General features: G+C 36.3%; 17 protein-coding genes. 1 reads left to right on the forward strand and 16 read right to left on the reverse strand.

Annotated elements, in window-relative coordinates; genetic code table 11:
* Positions 1-483: 483 nt before the first annotated feature.
* The 12 genes from wrbA to J0N78_RS03840 form a co-directional block, all read right to left on the reverse strand.
* The gene (gene wrbA / locus J0N78_RS03785) at positions 484-1,095 is read right to left on the reverse strand and encodes an NAD(P)H:quinone oxidoreductase (RefSeq protein WP_209121690.1); all 612 of its coding nucleotides are present in this window, start codon (positions 1,093-1,095) and stop codon (positions 484-486) included.
* Between the two features lie 201 nt (positions 1,096-1,296).
* A complete protein-coding gene (locus tag J0N78_RS03790; RefSeq protein ID WP_209121691.1) occupies positions 1,297-1,713 on the reverse strand; it encodes a DoxX family protein in 417 nt (138 codons plus the stop codon).
* Between the two features lie 151 nt (positions 1,714-1,864).
* Entirely contained in the window at positions 1,865-2,476 is a 612-nt protein-coding gene (locus J0N78_RS03795; RefSeq protein WP_209121692.1) for an alpha/beta hydrolase, read from the reverse strand.
* Positions 2,460-3,383: a ring-cleaving dioxygenase gene (locus J0N78_RS03800; protein ID WP_247747129.1), complete on the reverse strand. Its 924-nt coding sequence runs from the start codon at positions 3,381-3,383 to the stop codon at positions 2,460-2,462. The genes J0N78_RS03795 and J0N78_RS03800 overlap by 17 nt, the downstream gene beginning before the upstream one ends.
* Before the next feature lie 71 nt (positions 3,384-3,454).
* A complete protein-coding gene (locus tag J0N78_RS03805) occupies positions 3,455-4,063 on the reverse strand; it encodes a flavin reductase family protein (RefSeq protein WP_209121694.1) in 609 nt (202 codons plus the stop codon).
* Complete coding sequence (locus J0N78_RS03810) at positions 4,063-5,001, reverse strand: ring-cleaving dioxygenase (protein ID WP_209121695.1); 939 nt, start codon at positions 4,999-5,001, stop codon at positions 4,063-4,065. Before J0N78_RS03810 ends, J0N78_RS03805 begins: the two co-directional genes overlap by 1 nt.
* 147 nt (positions 5,002-5,148) lie before the next feature.
* Complete coding sequence (locus J0N78_RS03815; RefSeq protein ID WP_209121696.1) at positions 5,149-5,610, reverse strand: MarR family winged helix-turn-helix transcriptional regulator; 462 nt, start codon at positions 5,608-5,610, stop codon at positions 5,149-5,151.
* A gap of 344 nt (positions 5,611-5,954) precedes the next feature.
* Positions 5,955-6,446 carry a transposase gene (locus J0N78_RS03820; RefSeq protein WP_209121697.1) on the reverse strand — a complete coding sequence of 164 codons (492 nt, stop codon included), beginning with the start codon at positions 6,444-6,446 and terminating at the stop codon, positions 5,955-5,957.
* A gap of 109 nt (positions 6,447-6,555) precedes the next feature.
* Complete coding sequence (locus J0N78_RS03825; RefSeq protein ID WP_209121698.1) at positions 6,556-6,885, reverse strand: hypothetical protein; 330 nt, start codon at positions 6,883-6,885, stop codon at positions 6,556-6,558.
* A gap of 227 nt (positions 6,886-7,112) precedes the next feature.
* Positions 7,113-7,289, reverse strand: coding sequence for a hypothetical protein (locus tag J0N78_RS25670; protein WP_247747099.1), 177 nt, complete (start codon positions 7,287-7,289; stop codon positions 7,113-7,115).
* A 420-nt stretch (positions 7,290-7,709) separates the two neighbouring features.
* The gene (locus J0N78_RS03835) at positions 7,710-8,039 is read right to left on the reverse strand and encodes an ATP-binding protein (RefSeq protein ID WP_209121699.1); all 330 of its coding nucleotides are present in this window, start codon (positions 8,037-8,039) and stop codon (positions 7,710-7,712) included.
* A gap of 37 nt (positions 8,040-8,076) precedes the next feature.
* On the reverse strand, positions 8,077-8,226 hold the full coding sequence (locus tag J0N78_RS03840; RefSeq protein ID WP_209121700.1) for a hypothetical protein: 150 nt from the start codon (positions 8,224-8,226) through the stop codon (positions 8,077-8,079).
* 262 nt (positions 8,227-8,488) lie between these two features.
* Between J0N78_RS03840 and J0N78_RS03845 the strand changes: the two genes are divergently transcribed.
* Positions 8,489-10,453 carry a purple acid phosphatase family protein gene (locus tag J0N78_RS03845; RefSeq protein WP_209121701.1) on the forward strand — a complete coding sequence of 655 codons (1,965 nt, stop codon included), beginning with the start codon at positions 8,489-8,491 and terminating at the stop codon, positions 10,451-10,453.
* A gap of 314 nt (positions 10,454-10,767) precedes the next feature.
* Here J0N78_RS03845 and J0N78_RS03850 read toward each other — a convergent pair whose 3' ends face one another.
* The 4 genes from J0N78_RS03850 to J0N78_RS26100 are packed head-to-tail and all read right to left on the reverse strand — an operon-like array spanning position 10,768 to position 11,967.
* A complete protein-coding gene (locus tag J0N78_RS03850) occupies positions 10,768-11,259 on the reverse strand; it encodes a zinc-ribbon domain-containing protein (RefSeq protein WP_247747100.1) in 492 nt (163 codons plus the stop codon).
* Positions 11,260-11,278: 19 nt separating this feature from the next.
* Positions 11,279-11,521, reverse strand: a complete 243-nt coding sequence (locus J0N78_RS25675) for an RQC-minor-1 family DNA-binding protein (protein ID WP_247747130.1) — start codon at positions 11,519-11,521, stop codon at positions 11,279-11,281.
* Positions 11,521-11,826, reverse strand: a complete 306-nt coding sequence (locus tag J0N78_RS03855) for a hypothetical protein (protein ID WP_209121702.1) — start codon at positions 11,824-11,826, stop codon at positions 11,521-11,523. The genes J0N78_RS25675 and J0N78_RS03855 overlap by 1 nt, the downstream gene beginning before the upstream one ends.
* A gap of 15 nt (positions 11,827-11,841) precedes the next feature.
* Positions 11,842-11,967 carry a DUF6904 family protein gene (locus J0N78_RS26100; protein ID WP_280637170.1) on the reverse strand — a complete coding sequence of 42 codons (126 nt, stop codon included), beginning with the start codon at positions 11,965-11,967 and terminating at the stop codon, positions 11,842-11,844.
* Between the last annotated feature and the right edge of the window lie 684 nt (positions 11,968-12,651).

The raw sequence follows: 12,651 nt of genomic DNA on the forward strand, positions 1-12,651 counted from the left end.
AACACCTGTAATCACCTCTACTATTTTGGGGAGTATACTGTGAGTGTTTTCTGTCAAGCCTTCAAAACCTTATTGGAGGCTCGTGACGTCTCCGGTAGGTTCGGTGTACCGCCAAACTTTATTTTTGAAGAATTTTAACCTTCACCCTTGATTATGAAAGATTGTGATAAATCTCCTTATCTTTTTAAATGGTGCCAAAACAGTGCCAGTTAATTTTGATAATATCCATAATTAACTAAATGCCATTTCCCAACTGGTTCGGGTTGTCTCTTCCCCCTGCTTGTTAGCTTTAGTACATTCTTTCACAAAGCCTTTTAAAAATAAAGAACTTTACTGCGCAGCAAATGACTCTGATTTTTTCGTCTTTTTATTCACCATAATTTAAGTTTAATGATTCACATACTTTGATTCACATAAAATTGCCAAGGAGTGTCTTTATCTTATAAAGTAAAGAGCCAACCCCGTGTGGTTGGCTCTTTTACTTTATTGGTTTGCTTTTTTTACCCATTCAGCTACTGTAACTGTACGCTTTGCTTGATGTTTAACTGCCGCTTGCACATCTTCAATCATTTTTCCATCTTGACCCACTGTTACACTTACTCCGTATGGGTTACCACCTGATGTAAATTGAACTGGATCGGTATAACCAGGTGATGCAATAATTGCACCCCAGTGATGCATGGATGTGTAGAGAGAAAGGATTGTTGCTTCTTGACCCCCATGTGGATTTTGTGCAGAGGTCATAGCACTTACAACCTTATTTACTAGCTTCCCATTAAACCATAAACCACCTGTTGTATCTAAGAATTGCTTCATTTGAGCTGGCATATTACCAAAACGCGTTGGTACACTGAAGATAATCGCGTCTGCCCATTCAAGATCGTCTAATGCTACTTCAGGAACATCTTTCGTTGCTTCAACATGAGCTTTCCAACCTTCATTTTCATCAATGACTGATTGTGGAGCAAGTTCAGGTACTTTTAGCACTTTCACTTCTGCACCAACTTCTTTTGCACCTTCTTCAGCCCATTTGGATAATTGGTAGTTTGTTCCACCCATGCTGTAATAAATCACTGCTAATTTTACGTTTGACATATTATTCTTCTCCTTTGACTTTCCAAATATTTTATCTAAAATTCCCAATTTAAAACACCTTCTCCTTTAGTCTTATCAATTTCCTCTAATAAGAACCACCTCCATTGAAAATTAATCATTTTCAATGTTTCCATGTTCTTCTTGATTATTTCGAAAGGTTAGCCATATATCTCAAATTTATTTTTCTTGAATTCGAGATAATTAAGCTGATTTTTCAAATGAATTTTTGTTTTCTTGACCTTTAAAGAACAGTTGACCAAGAGAATACAACTTACTACCATTCAATACTAGGTAAACAGCAATAATCAGTAATACAAGATCAAAAGCATATCCATCTAAAAACCCAGCTGCTAATTTCACCGTGAAAATTGCTCCAACCATGATAAATCCTATTAATGCAGAAACAATTCGTGTACCAATACCTAAGATTAATGCAATACCACCAACTAATTCAATAAATGCTACAACATAAGCTAGTGCTCCAGGTAACCCTATACTATCAAACCAACCAACTATATTTTCGATCCCGCCTTGAAATTTAGCTGCACCATGAGCTAAAAATACAATTCCTAACACTACTCGTAATAAAAAAGCTCCGATTTCATTTTTGTTTAACATAACCTTTTTCTCCTCCAATTTTTTTATAATAAACAAATTTATTTGCAATTCATTTATCTCTATTTGATATACTATCATCTAATATATTATGAATTCAAGATATGTTTTAAAAAATTTATACCTGCTCAAATCTAGTTATTATTTTGATTTATTATTTAGTTTCTAATTTGCGATACCATTTAGCTGCCACTTCTACTTCTTCGAATGTCAATTGATGACCTCTATCTTCCCAATGTAGCTCCACTTCAGCGTTCGCTTTTTCTAATAACGATTGTAGTTCGGAAGATTCCATTGGTGAACAAATTGGATCATTTGCTCCAGCAGCAATAAACACAGATTTCCCTGCTAAATCAGGAAGATCTATTCCTCTTCTCGGTACCATCGGATGATGAAGAATCGCACCCTTTAGGGCATTTTCATAATGAAATAATAAACTTGCTGCAATATTTGCTCCATTAGAGTACCCAATTGCAATGATATTGTCTCGGTCAAATTGATACTTTTCTGCTGCTTCATCAAGAAACTGATTTAATTCATAAGTTCGGAAAATGAGGTCTTCTTCATCAAACACTCCCTCAGCCAGTCTTCGAAAGAATCGTGGCATTCCATTTTCTAAAACATTTCCTCTTACACTTAATACCGAAGCCTCATCATCAATTCTTCCCGCAAGAGGTAATAGGTCTAATTCATTTCCTCCTGTTCCATGAAGCAACAATAATGTTGGTTTGTCTGAATTTGTTCCTTTATTAAATATGTGTTTCATTATTTATCTCCTTCCTTCTATGCACCTTAATTGGTGGTAAGGTTTCTTCTAGTTCTTTTCTTTTTGTTTCTAACCATGAAGGTAACATTAGCTTTTCACCTAGGGTGTTCATTGGTTCATCAACAACAAATCCTGGTGGATCAGTAGCTATTTCAAACAAAATCCCCCCTGGTTCATGGAAATAAAGAGCTTTAAAATAATTTCGATCTAGAATTTCTGTCGGATAATATCCTTTGTCTTGGAGAAGTGATCTCCATTTAAACAGATCTTCTTCATCCTTTGCTCGCCAGGCTATATGGTGAACAGTTCCTGCTCCCATCAAACCACGAACGGAAGGAGTTAACTTAATGTCGATTGTGTTTCCAACCTGTGCCTTGGATGTAAACCTAAGAAAACCCTCTTCTTGCCCAAGACATTCAAATCCCAATAACATTTCCAGTACATCCGCAGTTTTATGAGGTTGCGTGGAAATCAAAGTAGCCCCACTAAACCCTTTAATTCCATAATCTGATGATATTTCTCCAAAGCTCCAACTATTTATTGGTCCTTCATCTCGTTCTACTAATTCAATTTCAAGTCCGTCTGGATCCTTGAATTGCACATACCTTTCCCCAAAGCGGATAGATGAAGTAAATTCAATATCAAATTTTTGTAAACGATCCTCCCAGAATTTAATCGTTTCCTTTGAAATCATGTAACTAGTTACTCCAACCTGCCCAGTTCCAATTCGTCCTTTTAACTGTTTCTCCCATGGAAAAAATGTTATAACGGTTCCTGGTTGCCCTGTTTCATTTCCAAAATAAAGGTGATACACTTCTGGACGGTCAAAATTTACTGTCTTTTTAATGAGCCTTAATCCTAATAGCCCCGAATAAAAATTAATCGTTCTTTGTGCATCGTTTACCATCGCTGAGATATGATGAATACCTAATGTTTTTTGCAATTTTCTCCCCCTTTCTACAAATGATTGGTTATGAGCTAATTAGGTCTTTCAATAGAAAATATTTTACCTATTTTCGCATAATGATGACCCGCTAATCGGCTAACAGCACCTAAGCCCTTTGGATCTATTCTTCCATTTTCATAAATATTATTTTTAATATGAAATTGAACAACTTTTCCTATAATAAGGTCACTGCCAGGGGAATTTAAACCTCCCAATTCTAAGGACTGTTCCAATGTGCACTCCATTCGAATCTTCGCTTCCTTAACACCTGGCACAAAAACCTTTACACTATCTACTGGAGTAAATCCCGCCAGTTCTATTTCACTTTGATTTGGTGGAAGACTTGCCGCTGTTTGATTTACTTTTTCAACATTTAGTTCATCTACAATATGGACAACGAATTCCTTTGAATCCATTATATTTCTGGCTGTATCTTTCTGTCTCCCTTCTTGGCGTTGTATAGAAAGTGAAATCATTGGTGGATTGGAAGTAACAATATTAAAATAACTAAACGGAGCTCCGTTCAAAACACCATCTTTCGAAATCGTTGTAACGAATGCAATCGGTCTGGGAATAATGCTTCCTATTAAACATTTATAATTTTCTCTTTCTGTTTGATTGGATGGGTCAATCGAAAGCATTAATCTAACTCCCTTACTTCAAATGGAAGTACGACTTGTTCAATCTTTTCTCTGTGCGGTTCATATTGTTCAGGCAACATTAATTTTTCTCCCATCGTCTTTTCCGATTCATCGTGAGCAAATCCTGGGGGATCTGTTGCAATCTCAAATAGAATTTCTCCATGTTCTCTAAAGTAAATTGCATTGAAATAGTTTCGGTCCTGAACAGGAGTAACACCAAATCCAAAACTTTCAACATACTCTTTCCAATCTAATTGATCTTGGTCATCAATAGCCCGCCAAGCAATGTGGTGAACTGTCCCCACACCCATTTGCCCGCGTCCAACATTAGTTAATTTAAGGTCAATAATATTTCCGATATCCGTAGTAGAACGATAACGAGCGAAATCTCCTTCTTTTCCAACTAGCTCAAGCCCCATTACCTTTTTCAACAATTCAGCCGTTTTTTCTGGTTGCTTTGATAATAATGTTGCTCCACCAAACCCTTTAATAGCAACATCAGGTGTGACTTCGCCATAACTCCATGTGTTGAGTTCCCCTTCTTCTCTCTCAACGATCTCTAAATGAAGTCCATGAGGATCATCAAACTCCAAATATTCCTCTCCAAATCGTTCTGTTTTTGCAAAAGCAATGTTAAATTTTTCTAGCCTGTTTTCCCAAAATTCCATTGCACCTTTTGGAACAACATATGAGGTGACACCAACCTGACCATCTCCTATTTTTCCTTGATACGCATTAGCCCAAGGGAAAAACGTAATAATGGTTCCTGGTTTTCCTCCTTCATTGCCAAAATACAAATGGTAGGTACCTGGGTCATCAAAATTTACTGTTTTTTTAACTAAGCGTAATCCTAATACTCCAGCATAAAAATCTACGTTCTCTTGCGGGTGACCAACAATTGCTGTGATGTGGTGAATACCCAATGTTTTTTTACTCATTTTGCTTACACTCCTTTAAATAATAAATTTAGAATAACCTATTATAATCAGTTAAATTCCGCCAAATCTTTTAAAAAATTTAAATTGTTTCATTTAAGATATTTCAAATTAATATATTACGAATTCGAGATATTTATCTAAAAAAATTTATAGATCTAAACCTTGCGCATGATAACCTAACTTTTTTAATTGTTGAATTAAATCATTTTTCTCATTCCAATCTAAACCACCACATATTTCTTGAATTGCATCTTTATGTTTTGGAAAGATCTCATTCATTAATTCGGTTCCATCTGCGGTTATTGTAGCATATGTGATACGACGGTCTTTTGGACAAGGTTTTCTTTCAATTAAATTTTTCTTTTCTAACTTATCTACTACATACGTAATACTACTACTTGCAATCAATACTTTATCGCCGATTTTTTGAATTGGCTGATCTCCTTTGTTATAAAGCAACTCCAGAACAGCAAATTCTGTTGGATTTAGTCCAAAATTCTTTATATCTTCTTCCACACGTTTTTTTATTGATTGCAAAGCACGGGATAAAACGATAAATAACTTTAGAGACAAATCCTCTTCAAGTTGTTTACTATTTTTAATATCCATGAGTATCATTCCTTCGAAAAAATATCTTGAATTCGAGATAATTATATAACAATTTATTTTCTAATGTCAACTGAATTTAATAACTTAAGTTTTCCGTTTATTTATAGAATAACGAACTTAACTTCAAAAGGCACTTTTTGTTACGCAGTATTTATCTACGTAATACAAGAGTTAATCTGGCCCGTTTGCAGAAGTGTGACTGATCTTATTGAAAATCAATCAAATTTTTATAACATTTTTGATCCTCAAAACTATGGTTTTTTATATCTTTTATCACCAGAAGGATTGCAGTGGTAAACAGTCTGTCATTCTTTGGTACACTTTTTGTCTTTTGGTGGTAAATGCTATGTCAGAGGTGGTACATTTAAATGGATGTAATCATACGGATCTGAATTGGAGGAAATATAGGCAGAATAACTACTCCAGCGATAGCTTTCTGGACGTATGACCATCTTTGCTTCCACCGGATTAAGATGAATATACTTACTCACTTCTAATAAATAAGTATCATCGTTTATTAATTCTGCATGGTAACACCCTTGAAACAAATGTCCACTAGTGCGGTGCCGCTTATTAAAATAGATGGCATAGACCGAATGGAGCTTTTTGATAATTTCTTTTGTAGGAATATCGATCGTTTCGAGGAGAAGATGAATGTGATTGGTTATTAAACAGTAGGCATGGAGGTGAAAAGGATACTGAACGCGGGTTTCTTCAAGAAGGGTTAAATACATCAACCGATCATCATGATCGCAAAAAATCGAAGCACGGCGATTTCCACGACTAGTAATATGAAATGTCGCCCCTGGAAACCAGATACGAGGCTTGCGAGCCAAAACAGGATCACACCTTTCTATATTAGGTTTTCAAAAGCGCAATTACTCTATAGCTTCCTTGTATAATTGGAACATTAGAGAGTGTTTGACTTTAATCGTATAATACTTATTAATTTTCAACTCTTTTCTCTAAGCTAAACAGTCGCTTGTCGATTTCTGTAAGTTTGTTATTCAAATAATCAAATTCAAAATCCGTTTTCTTTTTAGTCACTTTTAACATTCCTACTACATCTTCAATTTGTGAAGTTTCGATTCTAGTTACAACGTCTTTGATTTCTTGAATGTCAGTTTTCACTTCTTTCAAACCCACATCTTTGATTTCTTGAATGTCCGATTTTACCTCTTTCAAACCCACATCTTTGATTTCTTGAATGTCCGATTTTACTTCTTTCATACCCTTTTGTAGTTCTAATAGGATTTCAAGAATCCTTTTTTCCATTACCTTCACCTTCTTTCTGACTTTATTATAAAGCAGCTAACCTTTTCTTACGAAGAAGCACGGGGACGGTTCTTGTGCTTCTCTCACTTTCTCTATGCTTTAAATATAAGGTTAGGTGAGACTCCTAAAATCTAGCGGCCTGGCGTTGTGATACTCCATTAATTATTTTTACGTTCTGCAATATTTCATTTCTTCTCAGTTTAGGTAAACTCTTTACTTGTGCTATCTCAAATTCCATCAAGCAATTTCCTGATTTCTACTCGTGCCTCTTCGTCTGATACCTTTCTTTTATCATTTCCTCTCTCTTCTAAGCATGTATCGTCATTTTTTCTTTCATTAAATTCTTTAAATCTTACTTTAGCAACCGTGAGATCCTCAGAAAACATTTTGAAAATAAATTCCATGTCTAGTAAATCCTATAGGATAATTATTTTGTCCGTAATAACCAAGACAACTGCTCCACTTCCATTCATCAGGTCGATTTACGATTCCCGCTTTTATTGGATTTTGGTGGATATACCTTATGACTGTTAGTAAATAATGATCCGTTTCTACATTCTCACTTTTGAACCTATCTTAAAAAAGGTGTCATGTTGTGAAGAACTTCCAATTATAATAAAAGGCATAAGTTATACCAATCCTCTTCATTGTATTCAAGATATCTTCCTCATCATGGAATATTTCCTGTCGATTCGCACCTCTCAACATGATGATATATTCCACTTTTGCTTTTTACCCTAGCTCGCCTGGGCATCTCTATCACCACTAAGCATTCATTTTTTTATTGTTTATCATACTCATCTCTAAATTCACCTGTTAAAATATCAGTGTACATTGTTGTAAAAGTAATATGATAATGTAAGAGAGTGATAAGGAGCTCCTGCTAATTGATAAAGTCTAAGTTTTTCTAGTTGGGCTTCATTTGACAAAGGTGGCAAAATGGAAGGAAAGGTTTCTGCTAAGAGGCTTTTCCCACACCCTGGAGGTCCATCCATCAATACATAGCGTTCTCCACTTGCCGCGATTTCGAGAGCTCGTTTGGCAAATTCGTGACCGATGAATTGATTAAAATCCCTATATCCAACTTCCTCTTCTTCTAGTATTGGTTTTGGTTGAATAAACGAAAGAAGCTGTCTTCCTGCAAGGATATCCATCACATCTTGAATGGTTTTAATATAAATGAGTTCTAAATTAGTGATTTCCAATCGTTGGAATGGTAGGGTCAAGTGGAAGGAAGAGCTTTTTAAGCCCCAGTCTTTTGGCCGCTAGAATAGCTGCAATCATTCCTTCACCAGGAAGAACGGTTCCATCTAATGATAAAGTTCCGATAAAGCCCTTCAATCACCTGTACTTCCACCTGGACTCGGTAACCTTCCAAACCTTTTAAACCAATACTAGTTACCTTTGCTGACATTTTTCTGCTTCCTCCAATACTATATTTAATTGTCTTTTATATGTGTACCTAGTGCGAGTTTTACTTTAATTTACGGATTAGGAGTTTCATTCAAGAACCGTCCCCTGCTTATATTTTACATTACGTTAACATTACCAAAACATTCCCTCTGTATAATTAGTGCTGAATAAAACTAAAGGAGGCAGTAATATGTCGAAGAGTTTATTTTTACGAAGTCTAGCTATTATAACGATGGCATCATTAGTAGTTGCTAGTCCACTAGTGACAGAAGGATCAGTTGGAAAGGGAAAGGGATCAAAAGCAAACCAAGAAGAATTAACCTTACGTGAACCAGAAACAGGATTTCGTGTATTACCATACTTACAATCTCCTTCTAGCACTTCTATGACTATTAACTGGATTTCAGAGTTAGATGAACCTGGTCAAGTAATTGTAGCTGGACCTGGTGCAAAGGGGAAAAAATTGACGTCTACTCCTGAATATATGAACTTAATGGAGTATACGGAAAAAGAATTACAGCAAGAATTAAAATATAACAGTGGTAATGGAATAGTCGAAACGCTTCCTCAAGGCTCCTGGTTAAAATCAAATTCCAACTATAAACATTCCGTAACCATTGATGGGTTAAGACCCGATACAAAATACCAGTATATCGTCAAGCAAGGAAAAAAAACTCATACCTCTAACTTTAAAACGTATCCGGAACAGCATGATTGGGACGAACTAACATTGATTGCCTTTTCAGACACTGAAACAGAACCATACGGGGCATTAGAACATCGTGAGTGGGAATTACATACAGTAACTCCTTATGCACCAGGTTCAGAGGAACGCCCTGGTCAGGGATCGGCTTTTGATCAAAAGTACGGAAATAAAACAAGAAATGGGATGTTTTTAGTTCGTTATCCAGTCGATCAGCAAACGGCTTTAAACGAAAACTTAGCCCATATAGCAGCAGCTGATGCGGATGCATTAATCATTGCTGGAGATCTAGCACAAGGTTCTGGATACCAGCCAGCATGGGACGAATTTTGGCGGCATTTTGCAGGTGAATATACCGATATAGCTTCTAGCCTTCCATTATTACCAGCTCTAGGAAACTGGGAAACCTATGCATCTATTAATGGCGGGTATGGCAGCGCCGATGATCGTACACCCGTCGTAATTTCTCGTAATAAATTTCATGAATATTTCGATACCACTGGTGATGCTAATAATCCTCAATATAAAGACTCCTATTACAGAACAGATATTGGTCCAGTTACATTATTAACACTAGATTCAACGAATGGAGTTCCAGATGAATCTACTAGAACCAAGACATTTACAGGTGAAGTATACAGTGAAAATGATTCTGTATTAAATGAGGCAGTATGGGCAGAGCAAGGTGTACAAGGAGACCCTTACATGACTACAGATACACAAGGTGAATTTACTGCTGATGAATATCATCTTGCTTTCACCAAGTTTTTCAAAGGGACAACAGCCGCAGATTCTGACTTACCAAACTTTAACGCTGGTACTGAACAATACAAGTGGGTAGAAGAGCAACTAAGAGATGCACGTGAAAAAGGACAAATCATTCTAGTGCAATTTCACCATGCTCCTTATTCAATAGGTGTTCACGGTGCCCCTCCAAATCATGTATATGCAGACAACCAGTCTGGTGTAGCCATGCGCGTCTATACACCTATGTTCGAAAAATATGGTGTTGCTGCAGTAATTTCTGGACATGATGAAATGTTTGAACGTAGCTGGGTAGATTTAGATGGAGATGGAAATGGTTTTCATGTATACGATGTCGGTGTAGCTGCTGACGGTTTACGTGGAGAAAAGATGATTAAAGATGCAAACGGCAATTTTGTTCCGCAAGAATTTAACACGTACACACAATGGAGCGCAACCCGTAACGAGCCAGAACTTTGGCAAACAAATGAAAACGGCGTAAAACACTTAATTGATGGTGGTTTACATTACGGACACTTACAAATGGACTTCGTTAATACTTCAGAAGGTACAGAATTGACATTATCACCAGTATATATTTTCCCGATATTGGATGATAACTATGATTTAGTTCGTACAGAACGTCGAGTATATAATGATGTTCAAAAAATGTATTTTGATAATATGGGTAATTTAATACAAAATTAAGAGAAGCACGGGGAAGCACGGGGACGGTTGGAAGCACGGGGACGGTTCTCTTGCTTCTTTCCTTCCTCTATGCTTTAACCGAGCAGAAGTAAAACACTCGAATTCATTTTTATCAAAAGCAGCAATATCAAAGATAAATTCGGATTTATAAGAACACGAATAGGGTCTGCCACCAGTTGTGGCAGACCCTTCGTTATATTGAGTAAGTCCTAGCTTAACTATAGTGAGGGGATATCCAATTCCCTCCGTGGCAGGAAGCACCAGAACCGTCCCGGTGCTTCTTTAATCCCTCCCAAAACCTACTGTTTCCTGTACTAAAAGAACATATCATTCCCTTGATTTCGACACGCTTTACATCTTTTCGGATCGGTAAATCCTTTTTGCTTATAAAATTGCTGCTCACCTATTGTAAAAGGAAATCGTTTACCACATTCCCAGCATTTCAAAAGTAAATCTTGCGGTGCTGAACCTTTTAAAGCCTCTTTTATCGACTCTGTTCTCTCCTGTACAACTTGAACATCAATCGGCTTTTTATTTTCCAGTACATCTATCGTTTTTCGAATTTCTTCTCTTACCTTCTTATAATCCACTTTTCCCCATAATTTTAAATAAGGGATAAATGCTTGATCACCTGATTCTTTAATCTTCGAAAGAAATAATAAAATCATTGGCCTATTCCGATCCTTTAAATAGGTCATATCAGGAGATAGTTTCCCCTGTTTGAGCCATTTCCTCCATTCATTTAAAAGCTCATCCGTATACTGATCGGACTGGATCTGCCAGCCTCGGACTGTAAAAATAATCATTGGTAGTTTCCCAAAATACTCAAATATCTAGGAAATCATAATCAATCATCCAATCAATTTTTTGCATAATATCGTCTAGTTTCTTAGACTTAAAATAACCATAGACAGGACAACGATTAAGCTCCAGCTCCAAAATTTTCTTCTCCTTTGAGCCCTTTAAAATTTTAGCGAGAAGCGTTCGTCCTCCTCGTGTAACAATTTCGTCAGCTGCTCTCAATATGACTTTTATTTCCTCTTGCGATAATCGGTTAATGTTCTTCATCAAAATGGTAGCTCCTCATCATCCCAAAATTTCGAAATCACAGGCTTTTCTTCCCTCTTCTGCTTGGTATTTGTATTTTGATTGAGAGCAGGCTTCACCGTTAAGGTCTTTCCAAACCTTTCCTCATATAAATCTCTAATCCATATTTTAACAGGCGCTTTCCATTGCTGTTTAGATGAAGGGATATTTTTAATTAAACTCTTCGGTGTCATCCCCAGCTCCTTAGCCATTTTTATTTCAGCCTGATTTAACCGACATCGCTTTTTCGCCTCTGCCCAGGCTTCCTCATTCTTCCTTTTAGCCATTCCTTATCACTCCTTTTACCATTCTATAACTTCAGGATATTCAGCGAATGATTTTAATTCGGTTATGTGACAATTATATTTTCTCGCTGCATCCAACACAGCTTCCTCTAATACTTGATAATCCTGACCTTCTTGTTTCAAAAAAAAATGCTCCACATTCCCGACCAATACCTCATCTTCAATTATAAAACTTATAAAGGTCAGTGAGTAGGGTCAAGTGGAAGGAAGAGCTTTTTAAGCCCCGGTCTTTTGGCTGCTAGAATAGCGGCGAATTCCTTCAACAGGAAGAACGGTTCCATCTAATGGTAAAGTTCCGATGAATCCTTCAATCACTTGTACTTGGTAACATTCCAAGCCTTTTAAACCAATACTTTTGCGGACTTTTTTAGCTTCCTCCAATATCGATTATTTAGTTGTTCTTCTAAAATTTCCAAGCGTAAATTTTTTAAAAGTTAAGAATCAGGAGTGTAATTTCATTGTCCTAACTGAGACTTTGAAATGATAAAGATACAGGTAAGTTGAAGACTTTCATGGATTCTTGGGGTAAAAATGAGACTATAAGCTGAATTTTGATGTCGAAATAATTTTTCATAAATTAGAAGGAACGTAATACATATCGAGATGTAGGGTATATCCTATAAGGATATAGGAGTCTATAAGAGGTCTTACAATTTGCTATGGACAAGAATATGGTGACTAAAACCTTTGAATTTGTTAAAACTATCATATACTATTACGCTAACTATTTTCATCATTTTTGTTTAACATATAATGATAATGCTAGTACAAAAGGAATAATTATCATAAATACCTTACAGTGGGAGG

This window comes from Alkalihalobacillus sp. BA299 (assembly GCF_017745675.1).
In the GTDB taxonomy this organism is placed as follows: Bacteria; Bacillota; Bacilli; order Bacillales; family Bacillaceae_F; genus Alkalihalobacterium.

Excerpts from the sequence above, each read along its gene's own strand:
- J0N78_RS03795 (WP_209121692.1), bottom strand. The coding sequence starts at position 2,476 with ATGAAACACATATTTAATAAAGGAACAAATTCAGACAAACCAACATTA.
- wrbA (WP_209121690.1), bottom strand. The coding sequence starts at position 1,095 with ATGTCAAACGTAAAATTAGCAGTGATTTATTACAGCATGGGTGGAACA.
- J0N78_RS03850 (WP_247747100.1), bottom strand. The coding sequence starts at position 11,259 with ATGATTATTTTTACAGTCCGAGGCTGGCAGATCCAGTCCGATCAGTAT.
- J0N78_RS03815 (WP_209121696.1), bottom strand. The coding sequence starts at position 5,610 with ATGGATATTAAAAATAGTAAACAACTTGAAGAGGATTTGTCTCTAAAG.
- J0N78_RS03790 (WP_209121691.1), bottom strand. The coding sequence starts at position 1,713 with ATGTTAAACAAAAATGAAATCGGAGCTTTTTTATTACGAGTAGTGTTA.
- J0N78_RS03805 (WP_209121694.1), bottom strand. The coding sequence starts at position 4,063 with ATGCTTTCGATTGACCCATCCAATCAAACAGAAAGAGAAAATTATAAA.
- J0N78_RS03835 (WP_209121699.1), bottom strand. The coding sequence starts at position 8,039 with ATGGATATCCTTGCAGGAAGACAGCTTCTTTCGTTTATTCAACCAAAA.
- J0N78_RS03825 (WP_209121698.1), bottom strand. The coding sequence starts at position 6,885 with ATGGAAAAAAGGATTCTTGAAATCCTATTAGAACTACAAAAGGGTATG.
- J0N78_RS25675 (WP_247747130.1), bottom strand. The coding sequence starts at position 11,521 with ATGAAGAACATTAACCGATTATCGCAAGAGGAAATAAAAGTCATATTG.
- J0N78_RS03855 (WP_209121702.1), bottom strand. The coding sequence starts at position 11,826 with ATGGCTAAAAGGAAGAATGAGGAAGCCTGGGCAGAGGCGAAAAAGCGA.
- J0N78_RS03845 (WP_209121701.1), top strand. The coding sequence starts at position 8,489 with ATGTCGAAGAGTTTATTTTTACGAAGTCTAGCTATTATAACGATGGCA.
- J0N78_RS03800 (WP_247747129.1), bottom strand. The coding sequence starts at position 3,383 with ATGGTAAACGATGCACAAAGAACGATTAATTTTTATTCGGGGCTATTA.
- J0N78_RS03810 (WP_209121695.1), bottom strand. The coding sequence starts at position 5,001 with ATGAGTAAAAAAACATTGGGTATTCACCACATCACAGCAATTGTTGGT.
- J0N78_RS25670 (WP_247747099.1), bottom strand. The coding sequence starts at position 7,289 with ATGGAATTTATTTTCAAAATGTTTTCTGAGGATCTCACGGTTGCTAAA.